The organism is Nocardioides caeni (genome assembly GCF_004912195.1).
GTDB classification, from domain to species: domain Bacteria; phylum Actinomycetota; class Actinomycetes; order Propionibacteriales; family Nocardioidaceae; genus Nocardioides; species Nocardioides caeni.
On record NZ_STGW01000034.1, the window covers coordinates 1 to 1,997 of the forward strand.

At 70.3% G+C, this 1,997-nt stretch carries 3 protein-coding genes; all 3 read left to right on the forward strand.

What is annotated here, in order from left to right; translation table 11 throughout:
* Positions 1–69 precede the first annotated feature (69 nt).
* The 3 genes from E9934_RS19300 to E9934_RS19310 are packed head-to-tail and all read left to right on the forward strand — an operon-like array spanning position 70 to position 1,974.
* Entirely contained in the window at positions 70–600 is a 531-nt protein-coding gene (locus E9934_RS19300; RefSeq protein WP_136564534.1) for a regulatory protein RecX, read from the forward strand.
* Positions 590–1,117, forward strand: coding sequence for a phosphoribosyltransferase (locus E9934_RS19305; RefSeq protein WP_136564535.1), 528 nt, complete (start codon positions 590–592; stop codon positions 1,115–1,117). The genes E9934_RS19300 and E9934_RS19305 overlap by 11 nt, the downstream gene beginning before the upstream one ends.
* Positions 1,117–1,974 carry a PPK2 family polyphosphate kinase gene (locus E9934_RS19310; protein WP_136564536.1) on the forward strand — a complete coding sequence of 286 codons (858 nt, stop codon included), beginning with the start codon at positions 1,117–1,119 and terminating at the stop codon, positions 1,972–1,974. Before E9934_RS19305 ends, E9934_RS19310 begins: the two co-directional genes overlap by 1 nt.
* Positions 1,975–1,997: the final 23 nt, after the last annotated feature.

Below are 1,997 nucleotides of genomic sequence, written 5' to 3' on the forward strand. Positions count from 1 at the left end.
TCTCGAGACGGCCGTGGCCGGCCTCCTCGACCAACGGGGTGCGGCGCCGACCCACGCGAAGGAGGAGTCATGAAGGCACAGGAGCCGCCGGAGCAGACCGGCTGGCAGGGGGACGCCGACCCGGAATCGGTGGCGCGCAAGATCCTGCTCGATCAGCTGAGCATCAAGGCACGCAGCCGGCATGAGCTGGAGGAGCGGCTCGCGCGGCGCAACGTCCCCGGGGAGGTGGCCGGGCCGCTGCTCGACCGCTTCGAGGAGGTCGGGCTGGTCGATGACGAGGCCTTCGCACGGGGCTGGGTGGAGGCGCGGCAGCGCACCCGGGGCCTGGCCCGGACGGCGCTGTCGGTCGAGCTGCGCCGCAAGGGGATCGACGACGAGACGGTGAAGACGGTGCTGGCCGAGGTCGATCCCGGCGACGAGGCGGACAACGCGCGGACGCTGGTGCGCAAGAAGCTGCGGAGCATGCGGGGGCTCGACGAGCAGACGGCGACCCGGCGGCTGGTCGGAATGCTGGGACGCAAGGGCTATCCACCGGGGCTCGCCTTCGCGGTCGTCCGCGACGAGCTGGGCAGCAGTGCAGAATGGGCGGGTGACGAGTGAGGCGACGAAGGAGAGCGCTCCGGCCGCTCCCGAACGCGAAGTCCTGACCTACGAGCTCTTCGGCACCGCCGTGCGCGACCTCGCCCAGGCGGTCGTGGACGACGGCTTCGAGCCGGACATCGTGCTCGCGATCGCTCGGGGTGGGCTCGGTCTGGCCATGGGCCTGGGCTACGCGCTGGACGTGAAGAACCTGTCCGCGGTCAACGTGGAGTTCTACACCGGTGTCAACGAGCGCCTCGACGTGCCGATGATGCTGCCGCCGACGCCGGCGGCGATCGACCTGACGGGCATGAAGGTCCTGATCGCCGACGACGTCGCCGACACCGGCAAGACGCTGGAGGTGGTGCGGGACTTCTTCGTCGACCATGTGGCGGAGGCGCGCACCGCGGTGATCTACGAGAAGCCGTGGACGGTCATCCAGCCGGAGTACGTCTGGCGTCGTACTGACGCCTGGATCGACTTCCCGTGGTCGTCGACGCCGCCGTTGGTGGATCGCCGTGGCGGGAGGGCGCACTGATGTCCTTCCCCACCTCCGACCTCACGGCCGGTCTGCGGGTGCCGGCCGGGGCGGTCGACCTTGTCGCGATCGACACCGACGCGGCGCCCGGCTTCGACGGCAAGCGGGCGGATGGCGAGGCGGCGCTGGCCGGTATGGCCGTCGAGCTGGCCGACCTCCAGGAGCGACTGTTCGCCCAGGGCCGCAGCGACGGCCGCCGTTCGCTGCTGCTGGTGCTGCAGGGCATGGACACCTCGGGCAAGGGGGGCACGCTCCGCTCGACGGTGGGTCTGATGGACCCGCAGGGGGTGCGGATCACCTCGTTCAAGGCTCCGACGCCGGAGGAGCGGTCGCACGACTTCCTGTGGCGGATCACGAAGGCGCTGCCGCCGGTCGGGCTGATCGGCGTGTTCGACCGGTCGCACTACGAGGACGTGCTCATCGGTCGGGTGCGGTCGCTCGCGGAGCCCGCGGAGATCGAGCGCCGCTATGACGCGATCAACCAGTGGGAGGCGGAGCTCGCCGCGGAGGGCACGACCGTCATCAAGTGCATGCTCCACATCTCGGCGGAGGAGCAGAAGGCGCGGCTGCTGGCCAGGCTGGATGACCCGAGCAAGCACTGGAAGTACAACCCGGGCGACGTCGACGAGCGGGAGCTGTGGCCCGCCTACCAGGAGGCCTACGAGGTGGCCATCGAGCGCACCAACACCGAGGTGGCTCCCTGGCACGTGATCCCGGCCGACAAGAAGTGGTATCGCAACCTGGCCATCGGCACCCTGCTGCTGGACGCGTTGCGCGACCTGGACCTTTCGTGGCCGGTGGCCGACTTCGACGTGGAGCACGAGAAGCAGCGGCTGCAGCACGAGAAGCCGCTGTGACCGGGCTTCCGGAGGTCCGGGTC